We start from the raw sequence: 13,271 nt of genomic DNA on the forward strand, positions 1-13,271 counted from the left end.
CCATGAAGATCACCCGTATTCGCATCTACAAGACCCCGCTGCCCTATGTGGACGGGGCCTATGTTTGGGGGGCGGGAAATGCCATCGAGACGGCCATGGCCTCGGTCGTGGTGGTGGATACCGATGCGGGCCTTCAGGGCTGTGGGGAATTCACCCCCTGTGGCGAGAACTATATGGTGGCGCATTCCGAAGGGGTCGAGGCCTTTGCCCGACTGGCCGCACCGCGCCTTCTTGGCGAAGACCCCCGCCAGCTTTGGCGGATGGAACGGCTGATGGACAGCATCACGCAGGGTCACGGCTATGCCAAGGCCCCCTTTGATGCCGCCTTCTGGGACATTCTGGGCAAGGCCACGGACCAGCCGGTCTGGATGCTGATGGGGGGCAAGCTGACCGACGGCGCACCGATGTACCGCGTGGCACCGCAGAAATCGGTTCCCGAGACCATCAGGGAACTCGAAGCGCATCGGGCCAGCGGCTATCGCCAGTTCCAGATCAAGGTGGGCGGTGACTGGGTCACGGATATTGACCGCATTCGCCAGGCCGTGCCGCTTCTCAAACCGGGGGAAAAGGCGATGGCGGATGCCAACCAGGGATGGCGCGTCGACAACGCGATCCGCGTGGCCCGCGCCACCCGCGATCTCGACTTTATCCTCGAACAGCCCTGCCACACCTACGAGGAATGCCAGCAGGTGCGCCGCGTCGCCGAACAGCCGATGAAGCTCGATGAATGCGTGACCGGCATCCAGATGGCACGCCGCATTGTGGAGGATCGCGGCGCAGAGATCTGCTGTCTGAAAATCTCGAACCTTGGGGGATTGTCCAAGGCCCGCCGGGTGCGTGATTTCCTGATTGATCATGGCATTCCGGTGATCAGCGAAGACACATGGGGCGGCCAGATCACCTCTTCAGCGGTGGCGCATTTCGCGACCTCGACCCCCGAAGAGATGCTGCAAAACACCACCGACCTGCACCACTACGTGACCCGCAGCACGGGAATCGGCGGCCCGTCGGTGAAGAACGGCAAGCTATATGCACCGGATACGCCGGGTCTTGGTGTCACGCCGGACTTTGAAAGCCTTGGCGCGCCGGTCGCCACCTACGAGGCTTAACGCGGCAAAAATTCCCATAAAAACAAAGGCATTGGGCGACGCACCGCAGGTTGCCTGATGCCGCCCCCTCGCCACACAAGGCAGGATCTTGCCAAGAATCCATTGGCGCGGCAGGCAAGCTGGCGTATCCTTGGGACAAGAACAACAAGACGGGCAGTCGGGGGACAGCATGACACTGCACCTCAACAAACCAAAGCCAATTGCCATGCAATCGGCACGCAAGACCGACCTGCGAAGCCAATTCGGGGCGCTGGTCTACCGCGTGCACAAGGACCGCACCCAGGTTCTGATGATCACCAGCCGCCAGACCCGGCGCTGGATCATCCCCAAGGGCTGGCCGATGTCGGGCCTGACCCCGGCCGAAGCCGCCGCACAGGAAGCCTGGGAAGAGGCCGGCGTGAAGGGTGTGGCGCATTACGCGCCCATCGGTCTTTACACCTATGCCAAGGAAATCAAGACACGCGGCGGCAAGATGATGATGCCGGTGATGGTCACGGTCTACCCGCTCGAAGCCACCAAGGTCGCCGACAAGTTTCCCGAACGCGGCGAACGCCGTCGCAAGTGGATGCGCCCCAAGAAGGCGGCAGCAATGGTGCGCGAGCCGGAACTTGCCCAGATCCTGCGCAAATTCGACGCGCGCCACCTGCGATGATCCATTTGGCTTGATCGCCCCCCTGCCCGACATTATCTTTGTCAGACGGCCACGATACGGCCGGTCAACTTCGGGCAGCCATGATCCAGTACACGCTCAAATGCAGCAAGGACCACAAGTTCGACAGCTGGTTCCAGTCGGCAGAGGCTTTTGACAAGCTGAAAGCGGCCGGCATGGTGGCCTGTGCCGTCTGCGGGGATATGCAGGTGGAAAAGGCGATCATGGCCCCGCGTGTGCGCCCCGCCCGCAAGGCCGCGGCAAAGCCTGCACAGGAAGCCAGGCAAGAGGCCGCACCGGCCCCGCTGAGCGGCCCCAAGACCGAAATGGAAACCGCGCTGGCCGAATTCCGCAAACAGGTCGAGGCCAATTCGGACTATGTCGGCGGCAATTTCGCCGAGGAAGCCCGCGCGATGCACCTAGGCGACGCGCCGGAACGCGCGATCTATGGCGAGGCCAAGCCGGACGAGGCCAAGGCGCTGATCGAAGATGGCATCCCGGTGGCCCCGCTGCCGTTCCGTCCGGGCCGCAAAAGCAACTAAACCCTACACCTGATTGTCGCTTCGTGGTTAAGCTGCGGGAGATCTCGTTTCGAGTCTCCGCAGGAAGGAACCGCACATGCATGTTGTCATCACAGGCGCGAACCGTGGCATCGGACAGGCTCTGGAAAGCCGCTATCGCGCCGCCGGCCACGAGGTTACCGGCACCTCCCGCGCGGGCGGCGAATTCCTGACACTGGATGTCACCAACAAGGCCGATCACGCGGCGATGGCCCAGACACTCGACAGCCGTCCGGTTGATTTGTTGGTCTGCAACGCCGGGGTGTACTTCGACAAGCACGAGAGTCTGGCTGATGGCTATCCGCCCGAGATGTGGGCCGAGACCATGGCGGCCAATGTCACTGGGGTGTTCCTCACGGTGCAGAACCTCTTGCCGAACCTGCAGCTCTCGAAGGCCCCGAAGATCGCGATCATCTCGAGCCAGATGGCCTCGCAAGAGCGCGCGCCGGGCGGCTCATATATCTACCGCGCGTCAAAGGCCGCGGCCCTGAACCTGGGGCGCAACCTCGCAACCGATCTGGCCCATATCGGCATCGCCGTGGGGATCTATCACCCCGGCTGGGTCAAGACCGACATGGGCACCGAAGCCGCAGACATCACGGTCGATGAAAGCGCCGACGGGTTGGTGCGGCGGTTCGATGAACTCGACCTTGAGACCACCGGCTGTTTCCGCACCTGGGACGGGCGCGATCACGCCTTTTGAGGCGATAACGGTAAATATCCAAAATATTGGCCGGTTTTCCGCGAAAGAAACCTACGTGGCCGCGACTTTTAGCGCAATCATTGCACCCACGGCCCCAACTGCGCTTGCCACCCTGACGGCATCCGCGTAAACCGCCCGTCAATCAAAGACCAAGGGAAGATCAATGCCCGTTCTCGTGATGAAATTCGGCGGCACCTCCGTCGCCAACCTGGACCGCATCAAACGCGCCGCCAAGCGCATCGGTGTCGAGGTGGCTAAGGGCTATGACGTCATCGTCATCGTCTCGGCCATGTCCGGCAAGACCAACGAACTGGTCGGCTGGGTCAATGAAACCTCGCCGCTGTTCGATGCCCGCGAATACGACGCTGTCGTCTCTTCGGGGGAAAACGTGACCGCCGGCCTGATGGCGCTGACCCTGCAGGAAATGAACGTGCCCGCACGCAGCTGGCAGGGCTGGCAGGTGCCGGTCATGACCACCTCGGCGCACAGCCAGGCACGGATCGAAGACATCCCGCCGGCCAACATCATGGCCAAGTTCGACGAAGGCATGAAAGTGGCCGTGGTCGCCGGTTTCCAGGGCATCAGCCCCGAAGGCCGCATCACCACGCTGGGCCGTGGTGGTTCGGACACCACCGCCGTGGCCTTTGCCGCCGCATTCGGTGCGGAACGCTGTGACATCTACACCGACGTGGACGGGGTCTATACCACCGATCCGCGTATCTGTGAAAAGGCCCGCAAACTTGACAAGATCGCCTTTGAAGAGATGCTGGAACTGGCCTCTCTCGGTGCCAAGGTCCTGCAGACCCGCTCGGTCGAACTGGCCATGCGCTACAAGGTCAAGCTGCGCGTCCTGAGCTCATTTGAAGAACAATCCGACGAAGCAGGCACCCTGGTCTGCGATGAGGAGGAAATCATGGAATCCAACGTCGTCTCCGGTGTCGCCTACTCGCGCGACGAAGCCAAAATGACCCTGGTCTCGGTTGCCGACCGTCCGGGCATCGCCTCGATCATCTTCGGCAAGCTGTCGGATGCCGGCGTGAACGTCGACATGATCGTTCAGAACATCTCGGATGAAGGCCGCACCGACATGACCTTCTCGCTGCCGACCGATCAGGTGGGCCGCGCCGAAAAGGCCATGAACGAGATCAAGGGCCAGGAACTGAACTACGAAGAGCTCGTGACCGACCTCGACGTATGCAAGGTTTCGGTTGTAGGCATCGGCATGCGCTCTCAATCAGGGGTTGCAGCCAAGATGTTCAAGGTGCTGTCGGACGAGGGCATCAACATTAAGGTCATTACGACATCGGAAATCAAAATTTCCGTGCTTGTAGACCGGAAATACATGGAACTTGCCGTCCAAGCCCTGCATGATGCTTTCGAACTAGAGAAAGCTGCCTGAGGCATGACGCGATTTGCGTGTGCCTGCCGGTGGTGGGCACACGAAAGAGCGGACACCTATGTCTGAAAGAACCGAAACCGAAAGCCGCAAGCTGCTTGGCCGCTTGCGAGAAGTTCTGGCCGAAAGCAGTGCTGGCCAGGCCCGCTTAGATCGGATCACCCACCTCATTGCATCCTCCATGGGCACCGAAGTGTGCTCGATCTACCTGTTCCGCGATGAGGAAACGCTCGAACTCTGCGCCACCGAAGGTTTGAACCCGGAATCGGTTCACCAGACCCGCCTGCGCATTGGCGAAGGCCTTGTCGGTCGCGTCGCCAAGACCTCGCGCATCGTCAACACCGCTGACGCCCCTTCGGCCAGGGGCTTCCGCTACATGCCGGAAACCGGGGAAGAGATTTTCTCGTCCTTCTGCGGTGTCCCGATCCAACGGCTTGGCGAAAACCTCGGCGTTCTGGTCGTGCAGTCGAAAGAAGCCCGCGATTTCTCGCTGGACGAAACCTATGCCCTCGAAGTGGTGGCCATGGTTCTGGCCGAGATGACCGAGCTTGGCGCCTTTCTTGGCGACAATGCCGCGATGCAGGCCCGCCACCACCAGTCTGTGATGTTCCGCGGTGGCAGCGCGCAGGAAGGCGCCGCCGAAGGCCATGTCTGGCTGCACGAGCCGCGCGTCGTGGTCACCAACCCGATTGCCGAAGACCCCGAGGTCGAATTGCAGCGCCTGCACGAGGCCGTGGACCAACTGCGCGTCGGCGTCGACAAGATGCTGGATGGTGCCGCCGGGGGCGACAAGGAACAGCTCCAGGTGCTCGAAGCCTACCGGATGTTCGCCAACTCCAAGGGCTGGATGCGGCGCATGGAACATGACATCGCCGGCGGGCTTTCCGCCGAGGCCGCGGTCGAGAAGGAACAGACCACCGCTCGCACCCGCATGGAGCAGGTGACCGACGCCTACCTGCGCGAACGGTTGCATGATCTTGATGACCTCTCCAACCGCCTGCTGCGCATCCTGACCGGACAGGGCAGCGAGACCGGTGCCGAACTGCCCACCGATCCGATCCTGATCGCCCGCAACATCGGACCGGCGGAACTGCTGGAATATGGCCGGGGCCTAAAGGGCATCGTGCTGGAAGAAGGCTCGGTCGGCAGCCACGCCGCGATTGTTGCCCGCGCGCTGGCGATCCCGCTGGTGATCCACGCCGACCGCATCACCACCGAAGCCCTGAACGGCGACCACATTATGGTGGATGGCGATCATGGCACGGTTCACCTGCGTCCCGACGAAACCGTGGTCACCGCCTTCCGCGACAAGATCGCGATGCAGGCCCAGGCCCAGCAGCGCTATGCCTCGATCCGCGACAAGACCGCGACGACGCTGGACGGTGTCACCATCGGGCTGCACATGAACGCGGGCCTCATGGCCGATCTGCCCAGCCTCGACAATTCGGGTGCCGAGGGGGTTGGCCTATTCCGTACAGAACTCCAGTTCCTGATCCGCAACCAGATGCCGAAACGCACGGAACTGGCGCAGCTCTACAGCCGCGTCATGGACGCCGCCCACGGCAAACGCGTGGTGTTCCGCACCCTCGACATCGGCTCGGACAAGGTACTGCCCTACATGGCGCCACAGGAAGAACCGAACCCGGCGCTTGGCTGGCGCGCGATCCGCGTCGGTCTCGACAAACCGGGCGTGATGCGGATGCAGCTGCAAGCCCTGCTGCGGGCCGCCAACGGACGCCCGCTTTCGGTGATGTTCCCCTTCATCGCCCAGTACGAAGAATACACCAAAGCGCTGGAAGAAATGGAAAAAGCCAAGGAACGCGAACGCGTTCTCGGCCATCCGCTGCCGGAAACCCTCGAGATCGGCGCCATGCTGGAAACGCCCTCGCTTGGCTTTGCGCCGCAGAAATTCTTCGAAGAAGTGGGCTTCCTGTCAATCGGCGGTAACGATCTCAAACAGTTCTTCTTTGCCGCCGACCGCGAGAACGAACGGGTACGGCGGCGCTATGATACGCTGAACGTCAGCTTCCTGACCTTCCTCGAAGGCATCGTGAACCGCTGCAACAGCACCTCGACCAAAACCCCGCTCAGCTTCTGCGGCGAGGATGCCGGCCGCCCCATCGAAGCACTCTGCCTTGCCGCCATGGGCCTGCGCACCCTGTCGATGCGCCCGGCCTCGATCGGTCCGGTGAAATCTCTTCTGCGCCGGTCGAACCTCTCCGAGGTGCGCCAGGTGATCGTCGAAGCCCGCGAGCGCGGCGACCAGTCGGTCCGCCCGGCCGTAATGGATTACCTGCGCGGCCAGAGCTGATTTTCCGCCTCCGGCGGGAGTATTTGCGGTGCATTGAAGCCGGGGGTGCCTGCCCGGCCTTACCGCTTGGCTATCGGATTTATCCGGACAGGGCTTCAACGCACGCGCCCATCGGCTCTCCAGCCTGTGACGCCCTCCAAGGGTAGCCACGCACAGTAAAGAGTGCCTTAATCTTCAATGCACGAAAAATACTCCCGCCGGAGGCATCCGGCAGGGCGATCAGGCGACGCGGTCCGAGGTCAGTTGCGGCGCCATCCGCGCACGCAGGGCCGCCACCAGCGCGTCGTGATCCTCGCCGCTGTCGATGGCCAGTTTGCGCAATCCGAAATGCACCTGTGAAATGTCGCGATAATAGCTGACATAGGCCCAGTTCACCGCCGCGCCCGCAGCAGCGCCAAAAAGCGGCACCGCCTGCGTTGCCAGCTTCTGGCCCAGCACCGCCGCCAGCTTCGGGGTGATCTTGACGATCAATGTCTGCATCGCGCCGCTGGTCAAGGCAAGGCGGGCACTGACAAAGGACATGTCGGCCCCGTCATCGCGTGCCAGCGGACCTGCCGCGCCGAACACCTGCACGCAGTCGAACTGCACATTCTCGGAAGCGGGATCAAAGCCAAGCTGCGCCGCTTCACGCTGGATCACCCGCAAAAGCAGCGTGATCGTCACCGGGATCTCGGCCAGGGCGGTGGGGGTGCCTCCGACCCCACCTGCCGCGCCCAGCACGCCGGCCATTGCGCCGTTCAGCCAGCCTCTGTCATCGCCAATCAGCCCACGGGAGGAATGGGCAAGCTTCATGGCGCGCATCAGGGCCCGCTCGGTCGTGCCGGCCAGCTGGTCCTTGACCGAGCGCGGCAGGCTGTCGAACATCCCTTCTCCCGCGCCGCCCAGCGCATTCAGCACGTCCAGTCCTATGCTGCTTGCGCCACGGTAAGTCTTGGCAAGGCGGTCGAGTTCAGCGTCCACCTCGGAGGGGTGAACGACGCGGCTTGGGGGCATGTCCAACGGTCGGGTCATACATTAGCGATTGGGAGCGCGGCGCGCGAGATCAAGGGCCAGCGACGGAAACCACATCCCCACGCACCCCGTCCCAGGCACCTTCGGTCAGCTCATAGCCCAGAACCCGCTCCGGATTGGTGGGCGGCGGCATGACCACGCCATCGAGTTTGTTAAAGCCGAACCGCGTGTAATAGGGCGCATCCCCCACCAGCAGAACCCGCTGCCATCCAAGCGGCCTGGCCAGCTCGAGGCTCTCGCGGATCAGGAAACCACCAAGCCCCTCGCCCTGCCGCGTCGGGTGGACGGCGACCGGCCCGAGCAGCAGAACATCGTGGCCGTCGATGCGCACCGGCCAATAGCGGATCGCCCCGCCAAGGATGCCATCATCATCGCGCGCAACCAGCGAAAGCCCCGCAACCGGTGGCACGCCATCGCGCAGGCGGTAGGACGACAGCGCCTCACGACCCGGTGCAAAGCACAGGTCATAGAGGGCTTCGACCTCCCACCAGTCCGTGTCTTTTTCCACTGTCAGCCGAAGCACTTGCCCTGCCCCACGTCTTTTTCGTGGAAACCGCCCTAGCACGAGGTTAGGCATGGTTCAAACCCAACAGGAGCGTTTTCAATGTTCTATCGTCCCGAAGAGGGCCACGGCCTGCCGCACAACCCGTTCAACGCGCTGATCGCGCCACGCCCGATTGCCTGGGTCTCGACCCGCGATGGCGATGGTGTCGCCAACCTTGCGCCCTATTCCTTCTTCAACGGCACCGCCTATGTGCCGCCGCAGATCATGTTTGCCAGCACCGGGGCCAAGCCGGATCAGGACAACACCAAGGACACGCTCGCCAATATCCGCGCCACTGGCGTGTTCTGTATCAACATCGTCGAAGAGGCGATGAAGGATGCGATGAACGTCTCGACCACGGGCTTTGACAAGGATGTTGACGAGTTCGAGCGCGCGGGGCTGACGGCGGCGCCATGCGACACCATCGAGTGCCCGCGTCTGGACGGCGCTCCGGCAAGCCTTGAATGCAAGGTCACCCAGATCGTGCAATTGCCCGGCGCGGCAAACTACGTGGTGCATGGCGAGGTGATCGGCATTCACCTGCGCGACAACTGCATCGTTGATGGCCGCTTCGATGTTTCCACCTTCCGCCCGTTGGCGCGTCTTGGCTATCGCGACTATTCGGTGGTCGACAATGTCTTTGAACTGAAACGTCCCGACGACTGACCTTTGCCCTGAAATGTGATAGTCTCCGGCCATATTCAAAGGTCGGAGACCTCAGATGATTACCATACGATTTGGCGGAAATGTTTACGGCTGGCCCACGGGCGCCCTTTTTCATTTTTCTTTCCTAGAACGGAACCCCGACCTGCAAAGCGGCACGGCCACGCAGGCGATTTTCACGGATGATACGCGCACTTACACGGTGACGGGCACGGGGTTCACCTATGGTTACGTGGACGGCAAGCAAGGGCTGACGGGCGGCACGATCACCGATATCGCGGCCGAGGGGAACGGGTTTTTCCTGGTGGGAATCGCCATGTCGATCCCGGTCGCCGATTTCCGCGCTGCGGTGGTGGCCGAACAGGGAGGCACGGTGGATGCGCTGGAAACCCTCTTCATGGCGCAGCCCATGACCTATAACGGCAGCGTCTTTCAGGACCGCTTTCTTGGCAACGAAACCTCGTTCGACAACGTGCCCTTGGTGTTTGACAACGACGACATCGTCTATCTGAACGGCTGGCACGATCACTTCAACCTTGGGGCGGGCGATGACTATGGCGAAGGCGGTGGCGGGCGCGACACCCTCTTCGGCAAGGACGGCGACGATACCCTTGATGGCGGCGAACAACCCGATCTGCTGCGCGGTGGCCGCGGCATGGATTCGCTGATCGGTGGTCAGGGGCGTGACACGCTGCGCGGCGGCGGAGGTGATGACATCCTTGAAGGCGGCGGCGAACAGGATCGCCTACGCGGCGGGCATGGCGATGACACGCTGACCGGCGGAGACGGCAACGATGTCTTCATCTTCGGCAAGAACGGCGGGTTCGCCCTGCCCGGTACCAGCCACGGCAATGACGTGATCACCGATTTCACCATCGGCGAAGACCGCGTTCGCATCCTGAGTGAGACGCTGACCGCCAGCATGCGGCAGGACGGAGATGATGTGCTGCTGACATGGGAACGCGGCACGGTGCGGATCGAAGATGTGTTGCTCGAAAATCTCGACACCGATGACTTCCTGGTTGTGCCGATCCTCTGACCGCCCGAGCGGCCAAGCCTCTGAGACACTTTGCAAACTCGTGCCTCCCGCGGCACGCTGGTAGACTCCCTGCGACCAATCAAGGGAACATAGCCATGCGAAGAACGGCCCTCCTGCTGTCTGCCCTATGCCTTGCCGCCACCGCGCAGGCCGAGGAAAGCGAGCCCATTGCCACCGTCATCGAAGACCGCTGTTCGCACTGTCACGGTGACGACGGCCAGGCCTCCAGCCGGTTCTATCCCCGCCTCGCCGCGCAGAACCGGGTCTACCTGGCAAAACAGCTGCGGAACTTTCGCGACGGCAGCCGCGCCAGCGACGTGATGAACGATATGGCCGTAGACCTGAGCGACGCGCAGATCGAAGCCCTCGCCGCGTTTTTCAGCACACAGCCGGTCAAGGCACACCGGGTGCGGACCTCAAAGAAATCGCTCGAAGCGGTCGGCGCCTATATCTACCACGAAGGCAACGAATACTCGCAGATCCCTCCATGCAGTGACTGTCACGGAGAAACCGCGGCCGGAGACGAGGTTTTGCCCCGCCTCGCGGGTCAGCACCGGCATTACATGGTCGAACAGTTGCAGGCCTTTGGCGAACGCACCCGCACCAACGACAATGCCATCATGCACTCGATCGCCAGCAAGTTGACAGAGCTCGAGATCAACGCAGTTTCGCTTTATGTCAGCGGATTAAAAGACTGATCGCCCAACCAGACACGAAAAAGCCCCGCCACTTTCGGCGGGGCTTTTTTGTTTTTCAGGCTTGGGTCAGTGACCACCAAGGATGCCCGTGCGCACCGTGTAGTCGACCGCGACTTCATACTCGGGGTCGTCCTCGCTATCGACCATGAGGTGGCCAGCACGGGTCAGCAGTTGGTGACAGTCGCGGCTCAGGTGGCGCAGCACAACCTGCTTGCCAGCGGCCTCATACTTGGCCGCCACGGCCTCGATCGCCTGCAAGGCTGACTGGTCGGCAACGCGGCTGTCCTTGAAGTCGACAATCACGTGCTCGGGGTCATGGGCCACGTCGAACAGTTCGATGAACCCGTCGGACGAGCCAAAGAACAGCGGCCCCTGGATTTCATAGACCTTGGCACCCGGATCGCTTTCGCTGTCACGGGTGACGGCGTGAATGCGGCGGGCATTCTGCCATGCGTAGGCGAGCGCCGAAACGATCACACCGACAACCACGGCCACGGCAAGGTCTTCCATCACGGTGACCACGGTCACCAGCACGATGACAAAGGCATCGATCAGCGGCACACGGCGCATGATCTTGAACGAGTTCCACGCGAAGGTGCCGATCACCACCATGAACATCACGCCCACAAGGGCTGCCAGCGGGATCTGTTCGATCAGCGGCGAAGCGACAACGATGAACAGCAACAGGAACAGCGCGGCGGTGATGCCTGCGATACGGGTCCGACCGCCGGATTTCACGTTGATCATCGACTGGCCGATCATGGCACAGCCGCCCATGCCACCGAAGAAACCGGTCAGGATGTTCGAAGCACCCTGCGCGATACATTCCTGGCTGGCGCCACCACGCTTGCCGGTCATTTCGCCAACAAGGTTCAGGGTCAGCAGGCTTTCGATCAGGCCGATGGCGGCAAGAATCACGGCATAGGGCAGGATGATCTTCAGCGTTTCAAAGTTGAACGGGGCCAGCATGGCCGGCGGGTAGATGCCCTCGCCCTCGCCAAAGGGGATGTGGAAGCTGGGCAGGCTGCCCTTGATCGAGGCCATGTCGCCAACGGTGGGGACATCAATGCCAAAACCGATCACCACCAGCGCGGTGACACCAATCCCGGCCAGCGGCGCGGGGATCAGCTTGGTGACCTTGGGCAGGCCCCAGATCACCAGCATGGTCAGACCCACAAGGCCAAGCATGGCGTAAAGCTGCGTGCCTTGCAGGTAACCACCAGCGGCGCTGTCAGGGTCCTGGAACTGGGTCAGCTGCGCGAGGAAGATCACGATCGCCAGACCGTTCACAAAGCCAAGCATCACCGGGTGTGGCACAAGGCGGATGAACTTGCCCCAGTGCAGGGCACCCGCGATCACCTGAAGGATGCCCATCAGGATCACCGTGGCAAAGAGGTATTCCACCCCGTGTTCGGCCACGAGGGCCACCATGACCACGGCCAGTGCGCCGGTCGCGCCCGAGATCATGCCCGGACGGCCGCCGAAGACGGCGGTGACAAGACCGACAAGGAAGGCTGCATAGAGGCCGACCAGCGGGTGCACCCCGGCGACAAAGGCAAAGGCCACGGCCTCGGGAACAAGGGCAAGTGCCACGGTCAGGCCCGAAAGCACCTCGGTCTTGATGCGGCCCGCGGTGAACCCTTCGTCCTGCATGATCGAAAGGTTGGGCGGGGAAATGTTGTTGGCCAGCATGGCCAGCGCCGCGCGTTTCATGTTTCACCTGTTTTTGGGAAAGCGTTCGTTGCAGGCTCCCTAGCGAAAATACCCCTTTCGCACAAGGCCTGAGCCGCATGGCCGCCATGCAAGCGGCGGGCGGGGCCAAAGATTTGGGCAGCTTTTGCTTCACGCGGTCATCGCGGCAAGTTGAGTGGACGCTTGCGCTTGATTGCGAAAGATTGGCCGCATCCCCGAACACGAGGCCCCCGATGCGCTGGCTCCTGCCCCTTCTTCTTGCCGCTTCCCCTGCCCTTGCACAGGATTTGCAGGGCAATGACACCGCCGGAAACTGGCGGGTGACGCATCATGCAATCCACGACATCTGGAACGTGTTGTGTGATGAACGCGAGGAACAGGGCGCGCTCGTTCAGCGGTGCTACATCCGCTATGTCGATGTCTTCTCTCCCCGCCCGAAATTCGGCGGCATGTTCCTGTTCGTGACACCAGAACCCAAGGTCGACTTCGGGCTTGAACCGGGCACCCTTTTCCTTCCGGGCGACTTCCGGATCGAAAACGGCGGCACCGTGACCTGGCAGACCAACCGCCCCGGCTGCCTGACCGGCCTGTCCTGCACGTTTGAGGCCGAAGATGCCGAGACCCTTTTGCAGCGGATGCAGGACGGCGGCGAGATGCGCTTTACCTTTCGCGACCGGCACGGGCAGGCCCAGGATCTGAGCTGGCCGCTTGTCGGATTCCCTGCCGCTCTGGCGGACTATCGGGCGGAACTGGGCAAACGCGGGCTTCTGGATGGGTGAAATCGCCACCTCCGTAATACCGACGTAAAACCGACGCGATACAGACAGGCATTTTTCCCGGCTTTTCCCCCGCCCCAAGTTGCAAATCGGCAGGTGACAGGCCAAGACTGGGCGCAA

General features: G+C 62.2%; 13 protein-coding genes. 10 read left to right on the forward strand and 3 right to left on the reverse strand.

Going from position 1 to position 13,271, the window contains the following annotated elements:
* The first annotated feature begins 2 nt into the window (after window positions 1–2).
* From ABWV42_RS02835 to ptsP, 6 genes are all read left to right on the forward strand, one after another.
* Complete coding sequence (locus ABWV42_RS02835) at window positions 3–1,109, forward strand: mandelate racemase/muconate lactonizing enzyme family protein (protein WP_353338811.1); 1,107 nt, start codon at window positions 3–5, stop codon at window positions 1,107–1,109.
* Between the two features lie 169 nt (window positions 1,110–1,278).
* On the forward strand, window positions 1,279–1,761 hold the full coding sequence (locus ABWV42_RS02840; RefSeq protein WP_353338812.1) for an NUDIX hydrolase: 483 nt from the start codon (window positions 1,279–1,281) through the stop codon (window positions 1,759–1,761).
* 80 nt (window positions 1,762–1,841) lie between these two features.
* On the forward strand, window positions 1,842–2,300 hold the full coding sequence (locus tag ABWV42_RS02845; protein WP_255105127.1) for a DUF1178 family protein: 459 nt from the start codon (window positions 1,842–1,844) through the stop codon (window positions 2,298–2,300).
* A gap of 76 nt (window positions 2,301–2,376) precedes the next feature.
* Entirely contained in the window at window positions 2,377–3,021 is a 645-nt protein-coding gene (locus ABWV42_RS02850) for an SDR family NAD(P)-dependent oxidoreductase (RefSeq protein WP_353338813.1), read from the forward strand.
* A gap of 163 nt (window positions 3,022–3,184) precedes the next feature.
* Window positions 3,185–4,420 carry an aspartate kinase gene (locus ABWV42_RS02855; protein ID WP_255105122.1) on the forward strand — a complete coding sequence of 412 codons (1,236 nt, stop codon included), beginning with the start codon at window positions 3,185–3,187 and terminating at the stop codon, window positions 4,418–4,420.
* A gap of 58 nt (window positions 4,421–4,478) precedes the next feature.
* The gene (gene ptsP / locus ABWV42_RS02860) at window positions 4,479–6,728 is read left to right on the forward strand and encodes a phosphoenolpyruvate--protein phosphotransferase (RefSeq protein ID WP_353338814.1); all 2,250 of its coding nucleotides are present in this window, start codon (window positions 4,479–4,481) and stop codon (window positions 6,726–6,728) included.
* Window positions 6,729–6,947: 219 nt separating this feature from the next.
* Here ptsP and ABWV42_RS02865 read toward each other — a convergent pair whose 3' ends face one another.
* Both ABWV42_RS02865 and ABWV42_RS02870 read right to left on the reverse strand, forming a co-directional pair.
* Window positions 6,948–7,739 carry an EcsC family protein gene (locus ABWV42_RS02865; protein WP_353338815.1) on the reverse strand — a complete coding sequence of 264 codons (792 nt, stop codon included), beginning with the start codon at window positions 7,737–7,739 and terminating at the stop codon, window positions 6,948–6,950.
* Between the two features lie 31 nt (window positions 7,740–7,770).
* Complete coding sequence (locus ABWV42_RS02870; protein ID WP_353338816.1) at window positions 7,771–8,262, reverse strand: GNAT family N-acetyltransferase; 492 nt, start codon at window positions 8,260–8,262, stop codon at window positions 7,771–7,773.
* Between the two features lie 81 nt (window positions 8,263–8,343).
* On the opposite strand from ABWV42_RS02870, the gene ABWV42_RS02875 reads away from it, so the two are divergent.
* The 3 genes from ABWV42_RS02875 (at window position 8,344) to ABWV42_RS02885 (ending at window position 10,683) form a co-directional block, all read left to right on the forward strand.
* The gene (locus tag ABWV42_RS02875) at window positions 8,344–8,949 is read left to right on the forward strand and encodes a flavin reductase family protein (RefSeq protein ID WP_353338817.1); all 606 of its coding nucleotides are present in this window, start codon (window positions 8,344–8,346) and stop codon (window positions 8,947–8,949) included.
* Window positions 8,950–9,004: 55 nt separating this feature from the next.
* Window positions 9,005–9,985, forward strand: coding sequence for a calcium-binding protein (locus ABWV42_RS02880; RefSeq protein ID WP_353338818.1), 981 nt, complete (start codon window positions 9,005–9,007; stop codon window positions 9,983–9,985).
* 95 nt (window positions 9,986–10,080) lie between these two features.
* A complete protein-coding gene (locus ABWV42_RS02885) occupies window positions 10,081–10,683 on the forward strand; it encodes a c-type cytochrome (protein ID WP_353338819.1) in 603 nt (200 codons plus the stop codon).
* A gap of 66 nt (window positions 10,684–10,749) precedes the next feature.
* Here ABWV42_RS02885 and ABWV42_RS02890 read toward each other — a convergent pair whose 3' ends face one another.
* Entirely contained in the window at window positions 10,750–12,396 is a 1,647-nt protein-coding gene (locus ABWV42_RS02890; protein ID WP_353338820.1) for a SulP family inorganic anion transporter, read from the reverse strand.
* Between the two features lie 212 nt (window positions 12,397–12,608).
* Here ABWV42_RS02890 and ABWV42_RS02895 point away from each other — a divergent pair, with 212 nt between their 5' ends.
* On the forward strand, window positions 12,609–13,154 hold the full coding sequence (locus ABWV42_RS02895; protein WP_353338821.1) for an invasion associated locus B family protein: 546 nt from the start codon (window positions 12,609–12,611) through the stop codon (window positions 13,152–13,154).
* Window positions 13,155–13,271 lie beyond the last annotated feature (117 nt).

This window comes from Pelagimonas sp. KU-00592-HH (assembly GCF_040369695.1).
GTDB lineage: Bacteria > Pseudomonadota > Alphaproteobacteria > Rhodobacterales > Rhodobacteraceae > Shimia.